12 protein-coding genes are annotated in these 16076 nt (G+C 63.6%); 4 read left to right on the forward strand and 8 right to left on the reverse strand.

What is annotated here, in order from left to right:
* Positions 1 to 19 precede the first annotated feature (19 nt).
* Both IB267_RS06960 and IB267_RS06965 read right to left on the reverse strand, forming a co-directional pair.
* A complete protein-coding gene (locus IB267_RS06960; protein WP_210335797.1) occupies positions 20 to 1108 on the reverse strand; it encodes a Gfo/Idh/MocA family protein in 1089 nt (362 codons plus the stop codon).
* Positions 1109 to 1168: 60 nt separating this feature from the next.
* Positions 1169 to 3421, reverse strand: a complete 2253-nt coding sequence (locus IB267_RS06965) for a glycoside hydrolase family 9 protein (RefSeq protein ID WP_371742504.1) — start codon at positions 3419 to 3421, stop codon at positions 1169 to 1171.
* Positions 3422 to 3686: 265 nt separating this feature from the next.
* On the opposite strand from IB267_RS06965, the gene IB267_RS06970 reads away from it, so the two are divergent.
* Positions 3687 to 5012, forward strand: coding sequence for an aspartate aminotransferase family protein (locus IB267_RS06970; protein WP_043621123.1), 1326 nt, complete (start codon positions 3687 to 3689; stop codon positions 5010 to 5012).
* Between the two features lie 132 nt (positions 5013 to 5144).
* Complete coding sequence (gene ade / locus IB267_RS06975; protein ID WP_192446949.1) at positions 5145 to 6842, forward strand: adenine deaminase; 1698 nt, start codon at positions 5145 to 5147, stop codon at positions 6840 to 6842.
* A gap of 13 nt (positions 6843 to 6855) precedes the next feature.
* Here ade and aac(6') read toward each other — a convergent pair whose 3' ends face one another.
* Positions 6856 to 7320 carry an aminoglycoside 6'-N-acetyltransferase gene (gene aac(6'), locus IB267_RS06980; RefSeq protein WP_210335751.1) on the reverse strand — a complete coding sequence of 155 codons (465 nt, stop codon included), beginning with the start codon at positions 7318 to 7320 and terminating at the stop codon, positions 6856 to 6858.
* Positions 7320 to 8951, reverse strand: a complete 1632-nt coding sequence (locus IB267_RS06985) for an alpha-glucosidase family protein (protein ID WP_192446950.1) — start codon at positions 8949 to 8951, stop codon at positions 7320 to 7322. The genes aac(6') and IB267_RS06985 overlap by 1 nt, the downstream gene beginning before the upstream one ends.
* Positions 8952 to 9113: 162 nt before the next feature.
* Here IB267_RS06985 and IB267_RS06990 point away from each other — a divergent pair, with 162 nt between their 5' ends.
* Complete coding sequence (locus IB267_RS06990) at positions 9114 to 10031, forward strand: sugar kinase (RefSeq protein ID WP_192446951.1); 918 nt, start codon at positions 9114 to 9116, stop codon at positions 10029 to 10031.
* A 72-nt stretch (positions 10032 to 10103) separates the two neighbouring features.
* On the opposite strand, the gene der is transcribed toward IB267_RS06990, so the two are convergent.
* The 3 genes from der to IB267_RS07005 all read right to left on the reverse strand — a co-directional run bounded on the left by der (position 10104) and on the right by IB267_RS07005 (position 13410).
* Positions 10104 to 11534 (reverse strand): ribosome biogenesis GTPase Der, encoded by a 1431-nt coding sequence (der, locus tag IB267_RS06995; protein ID WP_192446952.1) that lies wholly within the window; start codon positions 11532 to 11534, stop codon positions 10104 to 10106.
* A gap of 333 nt (positions 11535 to 11867) precedes the next feature.
* Positions 11868 to 12536, reverse strand: a complete 669-nt coding sequence (locus IB267_RS07000) for a tetratricopeptide repeat protein (protein WP_043623817.1) — start codon at positions 12534 to 12536, stop codon at positions 11868 to 11870.
* Positions 12537 to 12822: 286 nt separating this feature from the next.
* A complete protein-coding gene (locus IB267_RS07005; RefSeq protein WP_192446953.1) occupies positions 12823 to 13410 on the reverse strand; it encodes an NnrU family protein in 588 nt (195 codons plus the stop codon).
* A gap of 222 nt (positions 13411 to 13632) precedes the next feature.
* Between IB267_RS07005 and IB267_RS07010 the strand changes: the two genes are divergently transcribed.
* The gene (locus IB267_RS07010) at positions 13633 to 14640 is read left to right on the forward strand and encodes a polysaccharide deacetylase (protein ID WP_192446954.1); all 1008 of its coding nucleotides are present in this window, start codon (positions 13633 to 13635) and stop codon (positions 14638 to 14640) included.
* 21 nt (positions 14641 to 14661) lie between these two features.
* Here IB267_RS07010 and sbmA read toward each other — a convergent pair whose 3' ends face one another.
* Complete coding sequence (gene sbmA / locus IB267_RS07015; RefSeq protein ID WP_192446955.1) at positions 14662 to 15930, reverse strand: peptide antibiotic transporter SbmA; 1269 nt, start codon at positions 15928 to 15930, stop codon at positions 14662 to 14664.
* Positions 15931 to 16076: the final 146 nt, after the last annotated feature.

Genomic DNA, 16076 nt, shown 5'->3' on the forward strand with positions numbered 1-16076 from the left:
AGTGCCGACACTGCGCCGCTTAGAGATCGAGCGGACGATAGTCCCGCCAGCCGCCGTTGAGCGCCAACACCACCTCCGTCAGATGTCGTGCCGTCGCGCCGGAGAAGAACGGTGTCTCGCCGCGTTCGATCGCCTGCGCCTGTACCGCGATGCCGCGCACGAAATCGATCCGTGACGGAAAGGCCGGAAGCGCCCTTGCCGCCGTCTCTGTCGGATAACGCATCTTCGTTCCGGGATAGAGCCGAAGCGGAAGCTTGCGGCCAAGTTTCCATTCCAGCCAGTCGAGCCCGCGATGAAGAAGCGGCCGCTTCGCCCCGAAAGTCTCCAGATGGATTGGCGAGCGATTGTCCCAGAGATCGCGAACGGAGATCATGCCCTTGTCACCGATGATCGTCAGCGAGCGATCGCGCGGCGCCGCCAGGCCACAGGTGACCCGCGCCGTCACACCGGAGCGGAACGTCAGGCAACCCACGGAAAAATCGGGCCCGAGCGCCAGCGTCTCGGTCCCCGGCCCCTTGTCCGGAAAGGTAAGCGCCGAGACCGCACTGACTTCGGCGACCGGGCCGAACAACGAGACCAGCCAGCTTGCCGCATAGCCGGCATGCTCGAGTGTACATCCGACCTCGAACTCGTGCACGCCCGGCCAACGCGCGCCCGAGCGGCTGCGCCAGGCGCGCCAGTTGGCCTTGAACACCGGGCCGTCTTCCATCTCGGCATAGACAAGCCGCGGCGTGCCGATGGCGCCGTCCGCAAGCAGACGGGCGCAGAGCGCCTGCGCGTCACTGAGGCCATTGGCCGGCGCGCCGGCAAGCAGCAACCCCTTGGCCTTCGCCAGGTCGACGAGTTCGCTCGCCTCCTCCACCGTCATCGCCAGCGGCTTCTCGCAATAGACGTGCTTTCCGGCCAAAAGCGCCCTGCAATTTACGCTATAGTGGCTCTCCGGCGTCGTCAGATTGACGACGATCGACACCGCGGGGTCGGAAAGCACGGCGTCCAGCGAGGCAAAAGGCGAAACCTTCCAGTAGCGCGCAAACGCGTCGAGACGCTCGGCGTCGCGGTCCCAGACGCCGACGAGCCGCAGCTCCGGATGGTTGGCGAGTGTCGTCATGTAATAGTCGGCGACGAAGCCGGTTCCGACAAAGGCAATCCCGGTCACGCTTTCAGTCTCCTATCGCGCGTCGGCCAGGAACGACGCGACGTAGACGAGCGGCGCATTCCAGTTGATGGCGATTTCGTTGGACCCATAGGCTTCGATATCGTCGACGTAACAGGTCTGCGGCGCGCAGCCGCGCAGCCGTTCCCTGGCGATGTCGTCGACAAAGGTCGAGTTCGGGCCGCCGGCAAGCGAGCCGACGGGCGGATTTGGCAACTGCGGATCGCGTTGACGGGCATACCAGCGGCTGTGCTGGTTCTGCGGCGAGCGGCTGCCATAGCCAGTTATGTAGGAAAGCCCCATCGCGTTGCGCCCGAGGATGTAGTCCATGCCCTCGCGCGCGCCATCGAGAAAGACCCTGTCGCCGGAGAGATCATAGGCGGCCGACAGCACGACGATGTTCTGCAGCATCAGCTGGTTCGATCCCCAGTCGTAACGCCTGTTTTCCGGTCGGTAGACAATGCCGAAGCTCTCGGCCTGCTGCGCGGACAAGAGGCGCTGTGCCGCCGACACCACCGAACGCCCGATCGCTTCGCGGTCCACCGCCGGCAAGGCTTTGCCATAAAGGGCGAGTTGCAGCCGCGCGAAGCCGGCAACATCGCGCCAGTTGAAGGCGCCGCCGGGCGAAAGCACATCCGCCCCCCAGAGCGGCGAGGCCCGCAGGGTCTTGAGATACTCGCCGTTGCCGGTCGTCAGATAGAGTTCGGTCGCCGCCCAGAAGAGCTCGTCGGAAATGCTGTCGTCGTCGTAGTCGCCACCGCCGCCGAACCCGTCGGACTTTGGCGCAAGGAGTGCGGGATTGGCATTGGCCGCCACCCACGCCTTGCGCGCCGCCGAAAGCAGCCGGGCGGCAAATGTCGGGTTGTGCTCGGCAAAGAGACGCGCGCCCTGGGCCGCCACCGCCGCGACATCGAGCGTCGCCGCCGTCGAGGGACGGTAAAGCGCGCGCGGCTGCGGGTCGTCGCCCGGCAGCATTGGTGCGGCGGTCCAGGCCGTATCATGGATCTTATGGTGCACCATGCCGGCAAGCGGCTCCCCATCCGGGACCATCATCCGCAGCAGGAATTCCAGCTCCCAACGCGCCTCGTCCAGAATGTCCGGAAGGCCATTGCCGTTTTCCGGAATGCGCGCCAGCCCGTCGCGGGTCACCGCCGATTTCGGCGCAAAGGTCAGGCCGCGTTCATAGGCGGCAAGCAGTTGGGCGGCAGCCAGCGCGCCGGTCACCGCATATTTGCCGTGATCGCCGGCGTCGTACCAGCCGCCGGTAACGTCCAGTTGGTAGGAACAGGACCAGCCGTCGTAGAGCGCATCGGCCTGCGCGCCGCCAAGACACGGAACCGCCTTGTCGCCCTGGTTCGGCGCGACGCCGACGTGACCGGCCGGCCGGGCATAGGCCTTGCCGGCGATCGCGCCCTTGATCTCGATCCCGCTTCTTTGCGGGTAGAACCAGGACAGCGCATCCACCCGCAGCCGCGTATAGAGATCCTCGCCGATCGAGAAGCGGTCGCTCGCCCAGTCGCCGGACACGAGACGATAACCGTCGCCCGGCGTCTTGAACGCCGAGAAGTCCGCAACCTGCGTCTCGACGCCGGCCGTCGGATCGAAACCATGGGGCTGCGTCTTGCCCTTGCCGACCATCCTGTCCGCAGAATCCAGCATCTGAAAATCGATGGGGTGCTTCGCATCGGCGACGAAGGTCGCCCGCTTCGGGCCATCCGTCAGATAGCCGAGCTGGTTGACCCGAATGGCCGGTCCTTCGGTCGCCCGACGTGCCGCCGGCGAACGGGCCCCGGTCGCCACCAGCGAGATGTCGTCGAGGCAGACGCGGCCGCTCTCGCCGCCGCCAAGCGGAAATACCAGCTGCGCTTCATCCGGTTCCTGGCCTGCGAACTCCGCCGAAAAAAGGCTGCCCTCCGGCGTGCCTTCCATCGTGAATTCGCCCACCGTGGTCCAGGGATCGGCAGCGCGCTGCACCCTTGCCTGGACGCTGCGCGCAGGCTCGGCGAGCACCTTCATCGACAGGCGGTAGATGCGACCGGGCTCGAGCGTCAGGCCGTTGGTGCCGATGAGCTGGCTCCAGGCTTCGCCACCCCGCGCAACCTCGACGCACAGCCGGCCCTTCTCGCGCGCAAGCGTTAGCCCGTCACTCGCCCAGAACGTATCCTGTCCCTTGTCAAAGTGGCCGTCAGCAATCTGTTCGGCGCCCCTTGCCAGGCCCGGCAGGAAGAGCACGGCAATCGCCGCGTGTGCTATCCCGAACCTCGACACGTTTCCAACTCCGAACTCGCCGGTCATCCAAAAGGCGCCACGGAGCCGACAAGCCATGGCAGCAGAGCGTTGCCGCAAACAAGTTAAGCTTGAGAAAAGATCCGGCGGCGCGGCGAAATTTCGCTGTTGCCAAGCCCCGTCCAAGACCCGTCGGCCGGACCGGCGCGAGGCTTGACGCGCCCCGGCGCCCTGATAGTTTGACCAAAGGGTAAAAATATGGGCAGCAACACCGCCCGGACGACAAGAGAGATCGAGGAGAACTGGAATGTCGAACCGCCTTAACACGCCGAACGACCTGCGCGCCTTCTGGATGCCGTTCACTGCGAACCGGCAGTTCAAGAAGGAGCCGCGGATGTTCGTCGGCGCCAAGGACATGCACTACACGACCCATGACGGCCGCACGGTACTGGACGGCACGGCGGGTCTGTGGTGCGTGAACGCCGGCCATTGTCGCCCGAAGATCACCGAGGCGATCCGTGCGCAGGCGGGCGAACTCGACTATGCGCCGGCCTTCCAGCTCGGCCACCCCAAGGCCTTCGAACTGGCAAACCGCCTGGTCGACATCGCGCCCGAGGGCATGAACCACGTTCTCTACACCAACTCCGGCTCGGAATCGGTGGATACGGCGCTGAAAGTGGCACTCGCCTATCACCGCGCCAAGGGTGACGGCTCGCGCTTCCGCCTGATTGGCCGCGAGCGCGGCTATCATGGCGTCAATTTCGGCGGTATCTCGGTCGGCGGCATCGTCTCCAACCGCAAGATGTTCGGCACGCTTCTGACCGGCGTCGACCACATGCCGCATACGCATCTGCCGGCCCAGAATGGCTTTACCCGCGGCGAGCCGGAACATGGCGGCGATATCGCCACCGAACTTGAGCGCATCGTCACGCTGCATGATGCCTCCACCATCGCCGCCGTCATCGTCGAGCCGGTGGCCGGCTCCACCGGCGTGCTGATCCCGCCGAAGGGCTACCTGCAGAAACTGCGCGAGATCTGCACCAAGCACGGCATCCTGCTGATTTTCGACGAAGTCATCACCGGTTTCGGCCGCCTCGGCACGCCGTTTGCCGCGCAGTATTTCGACGTCAAGCCCGACATCATCACCACCGCCAAGGGCCTGACCAACGGCGTCATCCCGATGGGCGCGGTCTTCGTCACCTCCGAAATCCATGATGCCTTCATGAATGGCCCGGAGCACATGATCGAGTTCTTCCACGGCTACACCTATTCGGGCAACCCGATCGCCTCGGCCGCCGCCCTCGGCACGCTCGACACCTACAAGGAAGAAGGCCTTCTCACCCGTGCCGCCGAGCTTGCGCCCTATTGGGAGGAAGGCCTGCACTCGCTGAGAGACTGCCCCCATGTCATCGACATCCGCAACCTGGGCCTGATCGGTGCGATCGAGCTTCAGCCGATCGCCGGTGAACCGACCAAGCGCGCCTTCTCCGCCTTCCTCAAGGCCTATGAGAGCGGTCTGTTGATCCGCACCACCGGCGACATCATCGCGCTGTCGCCACCGCTGATCATCTCCAAGGCCGAGATCGACGAGCTCTTCGGCAAGCTGCGCGCCGTTCTCAACAGCAATATCTAAGCGGGCCTCACCGAGACCATCAGAACCCTTTCCCCGGCAACGGGGGAAGGGTTACTCTTATCTGCAACAATGATACCAGGCGTCGTCCCACCGAGAGAGCATCCGGGGCGCGTATAAAAATGGAGTTGCCTCATGTCCGAAGCGCTGGAACGCTATATCGATCAGGGCGTCGGACGCGAGCCCGCAGACATCGTCCTGAAGGGCGGGCGGTTCTTCGATCTCGTCACCGGCGAACTCGTCGCCTCCGACATCGCGATCTCGGGCGACCGCATCGTCGGCACCTTCGGCAACTACGAGGGGCGCGAGGAAATCGACATCACCGGCCGCATCGTCGTGCCGGGCTTCATCGACACCCATCTGCACATCGAATCCTCGCTGGTCACGCCGCACGAGTTCGACCGCTGCGTCCTGCCGCTCGGCATCACCACCGTCGTCTGCGACCCGCACGAGATCGCCAACGTGCTCGGCACCGAGGGCATCGAGTATTTCCTGGATTCGGCGCTCGAGACGATCATGGACATCCGCGTCCAGCTCTCCTCCTGCGTGCCGGCGACACATCTGGAAACGTCGGGCGCCGATCTGCCGATCGAAAGGCTCCTGCCCTTCCGGCATCACCCGAAAGTCATCGGCCTTGCCGAGTTCATGAACTTCCCCGGCGTGGTGCACAAGGATCCGGTCTGCCTTGCCAAGCTCGAGGCCTTCCAGGGCGCGCATATCGACGGCCATGCGCCGCTGCTGTCGGGCAAGGACCTGAACGGCTATCTCGCCGCCGGCATCCGCACCGACCATGAATGCACCAGCGCTGAAGAAGCCATGGAGAAGATCCGCAAAGGCATGCACATCCTCGTGCGCGAGGGCTCGGTCTCCAAGGACCTGCATGCGCTGATGCCGATCATCACCGAGCGGCTGTCGCCGCACCTGGCGCTCTGCACCGATGATCGCAACCCGCTTGATATCGCCGAGCAGGGTCACCTCGACCACATGATCCGCACGGCCATATCAGCCGGCGTCGAGCCGCTGGCAATCTATCGCGCCGCCTCGATCTCGGCCGCCCGCGCCTTCGGCCTGCGTGACCGCGGCCTTGTCGCCCCCGGCTGGCGCGCCGATCTCGTGGTCATCGACAGCCTGGAAAACTGCAAGGCCGAGACCGTGTTTTCCGGTGGCCGGCGCGTCACCGATGCACTCTTTGCCACCCGCAACCCGGTCGCCCCGGTCGGGCTCGACAGTGTCAAGGCGGGCCACGTGCACGCCAGCGCCTTCGGCATTCCGGTCGCTGACGGCGACACGTCGGTCATCGGCGTTCTGCCGGGCAAGATCATTACCGAGCACCGTCGCTACCGCCTACCCGCCGTCGGCAACCAGACGGGCGTCGATCTCGGCCGCGACATCATCAAGGTCGCCGTCATCGAGCGCCACGGCGTCAACGGCAACCATGCCAACGGCTTCGTTCAAGGCTTCGGGCTGAAGAAGGGCGCCATCGCCTCGACCGTCGGCCATGACAGCCACAACATCTGCGTCGTCGGCGTCAGCGACGAGGACATGGCGATCGCTGCCAACCGGCTCGGCGAGATCAAGGGCGGCTTCGTCGTCGTGGAGGATGGCAAGGTGACCGGCGAGATCGCGCTCCCCGTGGCAGGCCTGATGAGCCTCGAACCCTACGAGAGCGTGCGCGACACCCTGCACCACCTGCGCCACGCCGCCTTCGCGCTTGGCGCAACGCTGGAGGAACCCTTCCTGCAACTCGCCTTCCTGCCGCTGCCGGTCATCCCGCACCTGAAGATCTCCGACCGCGGGCTGGTCGACGTCGACAAGTTCATGCTGATCGGGTGATTGGCCGCAGTGCTCAGTTGTCGGCTACGGCGGGCGAGAGTTCCTTGCGGAAATAGACGACGCGCTCCGTCTCCTCGAAGCCGAGCGCCATGTGCAGGCTCTGGCTCCGCAGATTGTCGGTCGCCGTGTCGGAGGCGAGTTCCTGGCAGCCCCGGCTCGTCGCCCAGCGTTCGACCGCGATGATCAGGGCACGCGCCACCCCGCGGCGGCGGTAGGCCGGCAACACGTAAATGCCTTCGAGGAAGCCGACGGGCGAGGTCTCGCAGCCGTTGACATAATCGTGGCGGATCGACGCTTCGGCGAAACCGGCAGCAACGCCGGCTTCGTCCTCGCACAGGAACGAGGCGTAGCGGTCGCCCTCCGCAAGACAGGATTCGACCTCGGCGCGATGATCCGCGGCGGGGGTATCCGGCCAGAGCGCCACGCGCATCTCGACCCAGCGGCCGATGGCCTCATCATCCATCAACAATATGCGCATCAGTATTTCCCTGCGAAGACCGACAGTCCGGCAACCCTGATGCTACCGGCTTCCAGCCGCGCCGGATATCCGGGCAATTCCAGGGGCTCGACCGCAGCGGGCGCCGGAAACTCCAGGGGTTCCCGGGTGAGGTTGAAAACGAAGAGCATCCGTTCGCCGTCCTTCTCGCGTACAAAGGCGAGCAGGTCACTGTTGGTGTCGAGGAACCGCATCGTGCCATCGCTGAGCGCAGGCTGCGATCGGCGGAAGGCGAGCATCGCCCTATAGTGATCGAGCACCGTGTCACCGGCTTGCTGGGCGTCAACCGACAGGCGCCGATGGTCCCCGGGCACCGGCAGCCACGGCTTGCCGCCGGTGAAACCGGCATTCACAGCGTTCTCTTCCCAAACCATCGGTGTGCGGCATCCGTCGCGACCCTTGTAGGAGGGCCAGAAGCGGATGCCATAGGGATCGCGCAGGTCCTCGAAGGCAAGCTCGGCCTCCGGCAGTCCCAGTTCCTCGCCCTGGTAAAGGCAGATCGAGCCGCGCAAGGCAGAAAGCAGCGTGATCGCCAGCCGCGCCACCCTCTCCCGCTCCGCTTCGGTATGTGCAAAACGGCTGACATGGCGTGTCACGTCGTGGTTGGAAAAGGCCCAGCAGACCCAGCCGTCGGTCACCGCCTTCTGGAAATTCTCGACGCAGCGGCGGATATGGGCCGCGGTGAAATCCGGGCCCAGGAGGTCAAAAGTGTAGCACATGTTGAGCTTGTCGCCGCCGCTGGTATAGGCGGCCACGGTCTTCAGCGAACGGGCGCCGTCGCCCACTTCACCGACGGTCATACGGCCCTCGTAGCGATCGAGCAAAGCCCGGAACCGCGCGAGGAAGGCGATGTTTTCCGGCTGGCTCTTGTCGTAGAGATGATCCTGCATGCCATAGGGGTTCACGTCAGGCGCATCGTTGCTGGTGGCATCAGGATCCGGCACGAGCGGCGGGTTGTCGCGCAGGTGCTTGTCGTGGAAGTAGAAGTTCACCGTATCGAGGCGGAAGCCGTCGACGCCGCGATCGAGCCAGAAGCGCGCGGCATCGAGCACCGCATCCTGAACTTCGGGATTATGGAAGTTGAGGTCCGGCTGCGAGCCCAGGAAGTTGTGCATGTAGTATTGCTTGCGCACGCCGTCCCACTCCCAGGCCGGCCCGCCGAAGATCGACAGCCAGTTGTTGGGCGCGGTGCCGTCCGGCTTCGGATCGGCCCAGACATACCAGTCAGCTTTCGCGTTGGTTCGGCTGGAGCGGCTTTCGATAAACCAGGGATGCCGGTCGGACGTGTGCGAGATCACCTGGTCGATGATCACTTTCAGGCCGAGACGGTGGGCTTCGCCAAGCATTGCGTCGAAATCGGCGAGTGTTCCGAACATCGGATCGACGTCGCAGTAGTCCGAGACGTCATAGCCCATGTCGGCTTGCGGCGAGGTGAAGAACGGCGATAGCCAGATCGCATCGACGCCGAGCGAGGCGATATGCGGCAGCCTCCGCGTGACTCCCTTGAGATCGCCGATGCCGTCGTCGTCGGTATCCTGGAAGGAGCGCGGATAGACCTGATAGATCACCGCACCGCGCCACCAATCGTCACCCGATACCTGCCGAGACGCCATGAATGCCCCCTTGAAGACGATCCGTCAGACAAAGGTGTAGCGTTGCCGGGGACCTGAGTAAACGCCGTCCTGCCTGTCACGAACGCGGTCGGAAACAATCACTTGCCGAGAGCGACCGAGACCCTTATCCCGTCTCAGGCGAATTCTGTTGGGAGGAAAGACGTGGCCGGTAAGATGCTTGCGATCGGGGAATGCATGGTCGAACTCATGCAGGCGGAAGGCGGGCTCTTGCGCAAGGGCTATGCCGGCGACACCTTCAACGCCGCCTATTATGCGCGGCTGTTCATGCCTGCCGATTGGACCGTCGGCTATTGCTCCGCCGTCGGCACCGACACGGTCTCCGACGAGATGCTGGCTTTCATGGCGGAGAAACAGATCGACACGTCTGCCGTCCGCCGCATCGAGAACCGTTCGGCCGGCCTCTACATGATCCATCTGAAGGACGGCGAGCGCAGCTTCTCCTACTGGCGCTCGCACTCGGCAGCCAAGCTGCTTGCCGACGATGCCGAGCACCTCAGACGCGCGATCGAAAGCTCCGACCTCATCCTCTTCTCCGGCATCACGCTGGCGATCCTTGCCCCCGATGCGGTGGAAACGCTGCTGTCGGAACTGCGCCGCGCCAAGGCCTCGGGCAAGACGGTGGTCTTCGACCCGAACATTCGCCCGCGTCTCTGGGACGATGCCGAGCGCATGCGCCGCACGCTGACCGACGGTGCCCGCGCCGCCACCCTGGTGATGCCGAGCTTCGACGACGAGATCACCCATTTCGGCGATGCTTCGATCGAAGCGACGATTGCCCGTTACAAGAGCCTCGGCGCCGCAAATATCGTGGTGAAGGACGGCGAAAAGGGCGTGACGCTCGCCTTTGGCGACGCCCCGGTTGAGCATGTGCCGGCAACCCCGGTCGAGCGCGTCGTCGACACCACCAGCGCCGGCGACAGCTTTAACGGCGCCTTCGTCTCTCGCCTGGTGGCGGGCGACAAACCAGCCCAGGCCGCCGCCTTTGCGGCAAGCGTCGCTGCCAGCGTCATCGGCCATCACGGCGCGCTTGTTGCCAAGGAAAAACTGCCTGCGGCCTAAACGGCAGGATCACGGTTCAAGGATGTAGGAAAGATGAGGGCGGAAAACCTGTAGGTTGTCCGCCCTCGTTCTTTAACGGCGCTTCTTCGCCTTGGATTCGTACGGGTTGTCGCCCGAGCGGAAATGCATGCGGATGGGCACGCCCGGCAGGTCGAAATCGTTGCGCAGGCCATTGATCAGGTAGCGGATGTAGGATTCCGGCAGCGCGTCGGGGCGGGTGCAGGAGATCATGAAGCCCGGCGGACGGGCCTTCACCTGGGTCATGTACTTGAGCTTCAGGCGGCGACCGGACACCGCCGGTGGCGGATGCTGGATCGTCTGCGATTCCAGCCAGCGGTTGAGCCGCGCGGTCGAGATGCGGCGGTTCCAGGTCTTGTCGGTTTCGATGATCGCCTGCATCAGCCGGTCGAGGCCATAGCCGGTGTGGCCGGAGATCGGCACCGCGCGGATGCCGCGGGCCTGTGGCAGCAACCGCTCGGTCTTTTCGCGAAGGTCGGCAAGCACCGCCTGCCAGTCCTCGACGAGGTCCCACTTGTTGAAGGCAAGCACCGCCGCCCGGCCTTCGCGCAGGACGAGGTCGACGATCTGCAGGTCCTGCTTCTCGAAGGGAATCGTGGCGTCGAAGACGATGACAACCGTTTCGGCGAAGCGGATGGCGCGTAGCGCATCGGCGACCGAGAGCTTTTCGAGCTTCTCCTGCACCTTGGCCTTGCGGCGCATGCCGGCGGTGTCGAACATCTTGATGGTACGGCCGCGCCATTCCCATTCGACCGAGATGGAATCGCGGGTGATGCCGGCTTCCGGGCCGGTCAGCAGACGGTCTTCGCCGAGGAAGCGATTGATCAGCGTCGACTTGCCGGCGTTCGGACGACCGACGATTGCCACGCGCAGCGGCTTGGTCTCGTCATAGGCCTCAGCCTCTTCCTCCTCGCCATCTTCGTCCTTGAAGGTCGGGCGCAGATCGATATCGGTTTCGGCCACGTCATCTTCCGGCGGGTAGGCCCGGTCTTCGCCGATCGCAGCGACGATCGCGTCGCGCAGATCGAGCATGCCCTGGCCGTGCTCGGCCGAAATCGGGCAAGGCTCGCCAAGGCCGAGCGTGAAGGCATCGTAGAAGCCGCCGTCGGAGCCGCGTGCTTCCGACTTGTTGGCCACCAGCACCACCGGCTTGCCGCGTCGGCGCAGCATTTCGGCAAGCGTCTCGTCAGCCGGCGTCAGGCCGCCCTTGGCGTCGACCAGGAACAGCGAAAGATCGGCTTCGTCGATCGCGGCCTCGGTCTGCGCCCACATGCGCCCCTGCAGCGTGTCGGGTCCGGATTGCTCGAGACCGGCCGTGTCGATGATGCGGAAGCGCAGATCGATCAGCTTGGCATCGCCCGGGCGACGGTCACGGGTGACACCCGGCGTGTCGTCGACGAGCGCCAGCTTCTTGCCGACCAGACGGTTGAACAAGGTGGACTTGCCGACATTGGGACGCCCGACGATGGCGACGGTGAAACTCATGGATCTATCCGTTTCCGCTTGGAGCGCCGCTGCCGAAGGCGGCAGCGCTCTTAATTTCGTTCCTTGCCGCAGTGAGGCGGCACGGGAGTGTTCCCCCTTGGGAACGACTCCGGTCTGATGGTTCAGGCATTCCCGAGTACAACCGCTCGCACTCATGTCGGGACTGCTTGTCTTGTCTCACGCAATTCCAGACACAAGCCGCTACGCACTTTTGCTGGAACTGCTTTAAACGCTTTAGCGCACAATCCCAAGGTCGAGACCGACATTGGGATCATGCGCTGATTCGAAAGGGTCTTGCACCCTGTGCCCGTCCCGCTGGGGTGGGCTGTCGTCTTATGCCTTGCCGCTGGCGGCGATCACGTCGAGCAGCATCTGCGCGCGACCGGTGACGTTGCGCGGGCTCTGCGCATCGTCGACGATCTGCTGGAACCAGGTCTTCGCCTTGGCGTAGTCGCCGGACTTGTAGGCAGCGAGACCAAGGGCTTCACGCGCCGAATGGCGCATGTTGTTCTGCGGCGTTGCAAGCTGCTCGACCTCGGCCGAGACCTGGTCGTAGCTGCCGGTGTCGACCAGCAGGTAGGCTGCACGAAGGCGCGCTGCCTCCTGAATAGCCGTCGGAACGCTGCCGTCCTTGCCGATGGCGGAGAACGCCTTGGCAGCCGCGTCCGTCTCGCCCTTCTGCGCCTGCAGCGTGGCAGCGCGTAGACGCGCCAGCACCGGATAGGCACCGTAGCCGTCCTTCTCCAGCGTGTTCAAGGCGGTGAGCGCCTCGTCCGTCTTGTTTTCCTTGGCGAGGTTCAGCGCCTGCAGGAACGCATCGCCCGACTTCGAGGAGGCGCCATCCTGCCAGTAGTCGAAGCCGACCTTGCCGATGGTGCCGAGAACGATGAGCACGGCGATCGCCACGATGACGCCGCCGAAGCGGGCCCAGATGCTCTTCATCTGGTCGGAACGCAGTTCCTCATTGACCTCGCGGATAAAGCTGTCGTCTTGGTTCGCCATCTATTGCCCCGGCCTTGCCTGCACACTGGCCCGCTGCGCCAACGGTCTCATGACGATCGGCGGAACGGACGCTCTCAAACTGTTCGAGCATGCACGACGGGTCCTTTGCCGCACCCGCCGCACTCTCGTGGATTTTGCGCCTTCTACCCGATTTTGCGGCGCTTGTAAGGGGGCCGACGCGATTTAGAGCGCCGATGGCCGACACGAGGCCGCCTTCGTCGCTCTAAATTTTCTGTTACTGCAATTCCGTGCGCAAAAGCACAGCGCATTTTTGCCGGAAATTGCGTCAGCCCATGACGACCGGCGCGACGCCGATCAACCATTCGTGCAGCTTCCAGACGAAGAGCACGTAGGCGACAAGGCCGATGATGACGGCGAGCACGTCGTTGGTGGCCGACTTGAACACCGGCAGCACGCGTTCGCCTGCCCGCTCGCGGCGTTTCAGCGAGATGCGCAGGATCACCGCCCAGGCGAGAAACGAGCCGAACAACAGAACGGAGGACGTCTCGCCGTTGGCGAGCAGATGCGCCAGCGCCCAGACCTTGATCGAAAGCACCTGCGGGTGCTTGACCGCAACAGCGATGCGCCCGGCCGGCAGGAAGCCGGCAGCAAGGAAGATGAACGCAAAAAGCATCAGCAGCAGCGCGATGTGGCGCATGAACACCGGCGGATCGTAGAGCATGCCCGTTTCGCTGCGCGCTTGGCCGAAGCCATAGATGATCAGACAGAGGCCGATGAGGCTGAGGATTGCATAGATCCCCATCCAGGTGCCCTTGCCGCGGCTCTCGATGACGCCGGCGCGGAAACCGGGCGCGACGACGCGGATGAGATGCAGGCCGAGAAAAAGAATGATGCCGAGAACGAGTATCGCCATGGGGCCACCGCTTTGTTCGAGTATCGGGCAAGCTCAGCGCCGCGCGTCGAAAAAGACGGAGCAGGCCGCTGTAGCGCGTTGATTTCCACTATCTTCGGTTCCCGGACCGATTCCGCCCAGGTTGCTATGGAGTAGCCTTGATGGCGCGTTTTTTCCAGACCGATCAAAGGATTGCCGCATTTTCGAACCATTTGCGACAAAACCAAAACAGTGCAGTTGATCATGATCCGTATTCCGCTTGCCCTCTCGCTCGCCCTTCTTCCCGCTCTTGCCAGGGCCGAGCCGGTGTCGCCCGCCACCGCGCCCGCCGGCGACAAGCAGTTGGTGATCGTCTCGTTCGACGGCGCACATGACAACGCGCTTTGGGAGAAGAGCCTGGCGATGGCCAAGCGCACCGGTGCGCATTTCACCTATTTCCTCTCCTGCACCTTCCTGATGACCCGCGCGGACGGCAAGACGCTTTACAAGCCGCCGGGCCAGAAGGCGGGCCGCTCGAATGTCGGCTTCGCCCAGAGCCGCGAGGAGATCGCGGCGCGCGCCGGTCACATCTGGCAGGCCCATCTCGACGGTCACGATATCGCCAGCCACGCCTGCGGCCACTTCGACGGCAAGGGCTGGAGCAAGGCCGACTGGGAAAGCGAGTTTTCGACGTTCGACACGGCGCTCAAGGACGCCTGGAAGAAGGCCGGCACGCCCGACGCCGAGCCTCAGGGCTGGGCGGATTTCGCCAAGGCCGGCGTCAAGGGCTTCCGCGCGCCCTATCTTTCGCTGAGCGATGGCCTGGCGCCGGCGCTGAAGGAGTGGGGCTTCACCTATGACGCGAGCCTGGTGACCAAAGGTCCGGGCTGGCCGACAACGAAGGACGGTCTGCCGCGCTTCGGCCTGCCGCTGATCCCCGAGGGGCCGTCGCAGCGCCCGGTCATCGGCATGGACTACAATCTCTTCGTCCGCCACTCCATGGGCGTCGAGAACAAGAAGGACAGCGCCCGCTTCGAGGAGCGCACCTACGAGGCCTACAAGAAAGCCTTCGACCGCGAATATACCGGCGACCGTATTCCGCTACAGCTCGGTTTCCATTTCGTCGAAATGAACGGTGGCGCCTACTGGCGCGCGCTTGATCGCCTGCTGAGCGAAGTCTGCGGCAAGGCCGACGTCGCCTGTGTCAGCTACGCCCAGGCGCTGCCGCTCATCGAGCAGGCAAAAAAGAAGGCGGGTCGAACCGCCTTCTGATTTTCGTCGGTTGCGCCGGCCTTAGGCCGGCTGCGCATCTTCCGCGGCGCCCCGCTCCAGGTAGCGCTGGTCGATATCCGGCAGCGGTTCATCGGAAATCGCAGCCTCAAAGGCTTTCAAGCGCTTGTGGATCGACAGCAGCTCGATAATCGTCGACCAGTAGTTGACCAGATACTGGAACGAATTGCTGACCTCTCCAAAGGCGGTCGAAATCTGCTGCCAGATACCCAGGGTGATTTTGCCGGCCACGAATGTCGGGATCAGAATGAAGTTCAGGAAGATCGCGTCCAGCTGGCCGTAAGAGTAACGGGCGATATTGAAGTACAGATAGTGCCAGTACATACGGAAGTAGTTACGGCGGACATTGCCGAAGAGCTCCGTGACCGTCACCGGCTGCGCGCGATCCGCATGGTCCTCGCCATAGACGAGCTCCTTGCGGTAGGCCGCCTCTACGCGCTGATTCTTGAAGTTCAGCCCCGGCAACTTGATACCGGCGAGCGCCAGCAGAGCCGTGCCGAACAGCGACCAAACGATCGCCAGCCAGAATAGGGCGTGCGGAATGGCCCCGATAATCGGTAGGTCTTCGACATACTGTGACATGTTGAAGAGCAGCGGCAGAAACACGACCAACGTCATGACGGAGTTGATCAGGGTAACGCCGAGGCCTTCAAGAATATTGGCAAAACGCATCGTGTCTTCCTGCACACGTTGCGACGCCCCTTCGATATGGCGCAGCTTGTCCCACTTCGACATGTAAAAGTCGTTCATGGCTGTGCGCCAGCGGAACACGTAGTGATTGGTGAAGAAAGCTGTGACGACGTTGAGGGTCACGCCGACGAAGCCGATCTCGAGGAACCGCAGCTGCAGAGTGTAAAACTGCCAAGCCGTAATGCCTGGCTTTTTCGCCAAAGCATCCTGCAAGAGATCAAAAAACGGGCCGCGCCAATTGTTGAGCGCCACGGACGCCTGCACGGCGAAGTAGGCGATAAAGATGATGAAGGCCGAGCCCCAGATCGACCAATTCGCCCAGGGGTGATCCTTGGCAATGAGCTTCCAGGCGCCGCCGAAGATCACCACGAAGATCGTGAAATAGAGATAGAACCAGAGATTGTCCGGCGTGAAGAAGTAGGCAAGGCCGATCGGCGGCTTCTCACCTGGAGCCAGCGGCGGCAGGCCGACAGCGGCGCCCATCTGCGGGCCAACGGCGTACCAGACGATGATGCAGATAATCGACCAGAGAGCGCCGGAGGTGAAAAACAGCTTCGGCTTCGGAAAGAAGGAATGGAACAAGGGGTCTACTCACGTTTCGGTAAGGCGATGTGTTACCGCTCGAAGCGCCGAAACTAGGGCAAAGCGCTGCTCTCAACAATCGGATAATATAAACGTTACTGTTATTTCATCCGGTCGGCCGCCCGTATTGCACGGATGTATTTTGA

This window comes from Ensifer sp. ENS09 (genome assembly GCF_014852425.1).
GTDB lineage: Bacteria > Pseudomonadota > Alphaproteobacteria > Rhizobiales > Rhizobiaceae > Ensifer.

What these genes read in the sequence shown, in the direction of transcription:
- IB267_RS06960 (WP_210335797.1), bottom strand. Translation starts at nt 1,108, where the DNA reads ATGACGACACTCGCCAACCATCCGGAGCTGCGGCTCGTCGGCGTCTGG.
- IB267_RS06970 (WP_043621123.1), top strand. Translation starts at nt 3,687, where the DNA reads ATGTCGAACCGCCTTAACACGCCGAACGACCTGCGCGCCTTCTGGATG.
- ade (WP_192446949.1), top strand. Translation starts at nt 5,145, where the DNA reads ATGTCCGAAGCGCTGGAACGCTATATCGATCAGGGCGTCGGACGCGAG.
- IB267_RS06985 (WP_192446950.1), bottom strand. Translation starts at nt 8,951, where the DNA reads ATGGCGTCTCGGCAGGTATCGGGTGACGATTGGTGGCGCGGTGCGGTG.
- der (WP_192446952.1), bottom strand. Translation starts at nt 11,534, where the DNA reads ATGAGTTTCACCGTCGCCATCGTCGGGCGTCCCAATGTCGGCAAGTCC.
- IB267_RS07000 (WP_043623817.1), bottom strand. Translation starts at nt 12,536, where the DNA reads ATGGCGAACCAAGACGACAGCTTTATCCGCGAGGTCAATGAGGAACTG.
- IB267_RS07005 (WP_192446953.1), bottom strand. Translation starts at nt 13,410, where the DNA reads ATGGCGATACTCGTTCTCGGCATCATTCTTTTTCTCGGCCTGCATCTC.
- IB267_RS07010 (WP_192446954.1), top strand. Translation starts at nt 13,633, where the DNA reads ATGATCCGTATTCCGCTTGCCCTCTCGCTCGCCCTTCTTCCCGCTCTT.